This is a genomic window from uncultured Dialister sp. (genome assembly GCF_900541605.1).
In the GTDB taxonomy this organism is placed as follows: domain Bacteria; phylum Bacillota; class Negativicutes; order Veillonellales; family Dialisteraceae; genus Dialister.
Window position 1 is genome coordinate 1 of sequence record NZ_UQKJ01000163.1, and the last position, 3755, is coordinate 3755.

The window sequence follows — 3755 nt, forward strand, 5'->3', positions numbered from 1 at the left end:
CTGGTGCGAAGCACCCGCCACCCGGTGAACAAGCGAAGCGCCGTTCACCCACAACCCTTAGCCCCATACATCAGCATGGGGGACCTGCGTCAATGGTGATCTCCGCTCAATCCTTCCCATAGGCCAGTTCATAAAGCTTTTCCATGGCCTGGGGGGTATTCACGCCGGGGTTCATAAGGAACAGGTCCGGTTCCAGGAAGTATACATGGTTGTTCTGTACCGCCTTCAGGTGGGCCCAGGAGGGGTTATTTCTCATGGATTCATCCAGTTTCTTGTTGATTTCGTCCTGTTTGCCCATGGTGACGATGAAGATGGTGTCCGGATCATCGGCGGAGAGCTGCTCCAGGGAATAGGGGACGGTCTTGCTGTCCAGCTTCAGGTCCTTGTGGTTTGTAATGACGTTATCCATTTTCAGCATTTCCACCATGGAGGCGCAGATGGATTTCGGAGTTTCAGCGGTTACATCTTTGCCGGTGGCCCGGAGGACAGCCACTTTTGCCGGTGTTTTGGCGGCTGCCTTGTCTTCTACCGCCTTTACTCCGTCTTCATAGGTCTTGATCACCTTTTCCGCCTGGTCCTGCTTGTTGTAGAGCTGGCCCATGAACTTAAGGAGAGGCACGTTATCATTGATGCCGTCATACTGGATGAGGACGTAGGGAATTTTATTGCTCTTCAGGAGGGATTCCAGTTTGGAGTTCTGGTTCTTTTCGCCGAGAACCAGGTCCGGCTTCATGCCCACCAGGGTTTCCATGTTGATATTCTGGACATGGCCCAGGGTGGGGAGGGACTTGGCTTCTTCCGGAATGGGGCTCGTGGTTTCCGGACGGGCAATGGAGGTGCCGCCTACGGCATAGGCCATATTAAGAAGGGGTGCCGACAGTTCTACAATACGCTGGGGCGCTGCTTTTACGGTGATGGTCTGGTCTTTGTAGGTGTAGTTCAGTCCGTTTGCGCTTCCTGCGGTCTGTGAGGACCCGCAGGCGGAAAGGGAAAGGCAGAGGGCAGCGGCGGCAATGGCTGCTAATACTTTTTTCATTATGTACTCCTTGTCATAAATGGGGAGGGGAGGAGAGATTGATCCTTCCCGGTCCGATAGAAAAGGGACTGTGAAAAGATTTCACAGTCCCTTCTTTCTATAAGAGACGCATCATCTCTTATATTATATTACCACAAATTATTTCTGCAGGTCCGCAAGAGCTTCGTTTGCACGTTCTACATAGAGCTTGCGGATGTTAGCGTTTTCACCAAGGCCATGGATGTAGGTGGAAACGGTGAAGCCCTGGGCTTCCAGCTGGCTCTTGTGGGAGTCAGGATCGCTGCCTGCCATATCGTTGTTTGCATGGTCACCGGCAACCATCATGATCGGCATGAGGGTTACATGTTTATAGCCCTTTTCTTTCAGCTGGGGGATAACATCATTGATGTTCGGACGGCCTTCTACGGAGTATACATATACATGGGAGAAGATCGGGTCCGTCTTAGCCAGCTGGTTGATGCGGGCCTGGATAACGCTGTAGTAAGCGTTGCCGGGATGCGGAGTGCCGTGAGCCATGATCATGATAGCGTCCTGGGGACCGCATTTCGGGAACTGGCTCTTCAGGTTCTGGAGGAAGTCTACAACCTGGTCCGGTTCACCTTCGGTGCCCTGGAAGTACATCAGTGGGGTAGCGAGGGAAATCTTCTTGAAGTTGTTGACCTGCATCTTGGTTACAACGGAATCATAGGTGTATTCCATGCCCGGGATAACATCGAGGGATACAACAGCAACACGGGTGTAGCCTTCTGCTTTCAGTTTAGCGAATGCTTCTTCCGGGGTCAGCTTTGTGATTCCTTCTTTAGCTTTTACGCGGTCAATGATGATGTGGGAAGTATAGGCTTCATAAACCGGTACGTTCGGGTTAGCAGCCTGGATGGCTTTTTCTACAGCATCAATGGTCTTGTGACGGGTATCGGTGAAGGTAGTACCAAAGGTCATAACCAGAATGGCATCTTTGTTCGGCGCATTCTTCATAGCCGGGTTTTCATGGGTCCATACACCAACGGTGGAAGCTTCACGGAGAGCCGGAGTTACATCCTTAACTTCCGGGTTCAGTTCGTAAGCGTTGACAGACATGCCCATGCCCAGCATGGAGAGAGCTGCCATAGATGCGATTACAACCTTTTTAATACTTGTTTTCATGAACAATCACTCCTTTGAAAATTTCCTGGAATCCAGGTTTCGTATAGAATAAAGGAAGAAAAAACAAGTTATTTCCCAAGCACATGTTTTTTCTCTCTCCTCCATACTTAATACTCCTTAAGTTTAGTACAAGCTAATCGTAATGTCAATTGAATTTTTACCTGTTTTTTATCTTTATGGTGCTTTCTTTCAATGTGTAAATATACTATAACTAATTATCTATGATTTGATTGATAATAAATATGTGTATTTCTATAAATACAGAAATATCCCCACTTTCAGCAAGCATTTCTGAAAGCGGGGATAGATGTGGTCAGAGGGAAAACCATGGGAAGAGGGGAAATTCATGAATCTCTTATTTTTTATTAAGAAGGGCATTCATGGTTTCTATAGCCCTGGCGGCGTAAAGGCGCCGGACCTTTTCATTTTCTCCAAGACCATGGATATAGGTGGAGACAGTGAAGCCTTCACGGATGAGGATATTCTTATGGGAATCGGGGTCATCGCCGGCCATGTCGTTATTGGCATGGTCACCGGCCACCAGCATGGTGGGCATGAGGGTTACGTGATGGATATGCTGCTTCTTTAATGGGGGAATGATATCTTCCAGGGATGGCCGGCCTTCTACGGTATACACGAATACCGGGCCCAGTCCCATCTCCCTGATCCGGTCCTGGATGACGCTGTAGTACGCATTGGCCGGATGCGGCGTGCCGTGGGCCATGAGAAGAATGGCATCACCATCATCCAGGGGAGGAAACTGCCCTTTCATGGCTTCCAGAAGATCTGCCACATCATCCCGCTGGTCCTTGACTCCCTGAAAATAGAGGAGAGGCGTGGAAATGACGATTTTCTTGAACATAGAAAGCTGGCTTTCCGCAAAGAGGCAGGTATAGTCATATTCAATGCCCGGGATAATATTCAGCGCCACCACCGCAATGCGGGTGTATCCTTCTTCCTTCAGCTTCCGGAAGGCCCTGGCAGGGCTGGCTTTCAGCACATTTTCCTTCAGGTGGACCCGTTTAATGATGATTTTGGAGGTATAGGCTTCTAAAATGGGAATCTCCGGATACAGGCGGTGAATGTCCTTTTCCACGGCTTCAATGGTTTTGCGGCGGGTCTCGGAATAGGTGGTACCGAAGGCCATGACAAGGATGGCGTCCCGGTCCGGTGCCTCTTTCATGGCTTGATTTTCGAGCACCTTTACGCCGATAGAAGAAGCCCGGCGCAGGGCTGCAATCATGCCGGCTTCTTCTTTCTCCGCCTGGGAGAAGGTAAGGGGAGAGGGATTGGAATCGGATGGGGTCATTTGCATTCCTTTCTGTCATTATACGATTGAATCATTTAATGAATAAATAACTATAATTTTATGCTGATTACATTATATGATAAATATGAAATGATTACAATAAGATAAGACAGATGAAGGGGTAAAGCGGCTGAAGGGTAACATCCTTCGGGCGATGTGGTTCAGGGGGAACGGACTTCACCCGAGGGGAAGGTGGCGGTGCGGGAAAAATTAGGAATGAGGAATTAGGAATGAAGGTGGCGGCGCACAGATTGGGAAGCGCCGCCT

General features: G+C 49.4%; 3 protein-coding genes. All 3 read right to left on the minus strand.

Annotated features, from left to right (window positions below):
* Positions 1–106: 106 nt before the first annotated feature.
* The 3 genes from QZR21_RS08555 to QZR21_RS08565 all read right to left on the minus strand — a co-directional run bounded on the left by QZR21_RS08555 (position 107) and on the right by QZR21_RS08565 (position 3488).
* Positions 107–1036 (minus strand): ABC transporter substrate-binding protein, encoded by a 930-nt coding sequence (locus QZR21_RS08555; RefSeq protein ID WP_296098108.1) that lies wholly within the window; start codon positions 1034–1036, stop codon positions 107–109.
* A gap of 138 nt (positions 1037–1174) precedes the next feature.
* Positions 1175–2179 (minus strand): sirohydrochlorin cobaltochelatase, encoded by a 1005-nt coding sequence (locus QZR21_RS08560; RefSeq protein WP_296098106.1) that lies wholly within the window; start codon positions 2177–2179, stop codon positions 1175–1177.
* A 355-nt stretch (positions 2180–2534) separates the two neighbouring features.
* Positions 2535–3488, minus strand: coding sequence for a sirohydrochlorin cobaltochelatase (locus tag QZR21_RS08565; protein ID WP_296098105.1), 954 nt, complete (start codon positions 3486–3488; stop codon positions 2535–2537).
* Positions 3489–3755 lie beyond the last annotated feature (267 nt).